Origin of the sequence: Microbacterium sp. CCH5-D1 (assembly GCF_001557335.1) — a bacterium.
Lineage (GTDB): Bacteria > Actinomycetota > Actinomycetes > Actinomycetales > Microbacteriaceae > Microbacterium > Microbacterium oxydans.
Genome location: NZ_LSJW01000018.1, coordinates 1 through 225, shown reverse-complemented (window position 1 = coordinate 225; position 225 = coordinate 1). Strand labels below are relative to the sequence as shown.

The 225-nt window shown below is 68.0% G+C and carries 1 pseudogene; it reads left to right on the top strand.

The window, feature by feature from the left end:
• Positions 1 to 225: pseudogene (locus AX744_RS20460) on the top strand (F510_1955 family glycosylhydrolase); the annotation flags it as partial.

Here is a 225-nt window from a genome sequence, read left to right as displayed (position 1 = left end):
GCGTCGATCTGCTCATCAGCACTGACGACGGTCTCGAATGGACCCGCGGCGCAACACTTGCCGCGGCAGACCTCGCCGCCACCGGCGACGGTCTCTACGCCGCCGCGGAAGAAGGACTGCTCCTCAGCACCGACAACGGCGCCACCTTCACCCCCGTCGCCGACGCCCCGCTGCTCTACACACTCGACGCCAAACCCAATGGCTCGCTCGCAGGAGTCGGAACCG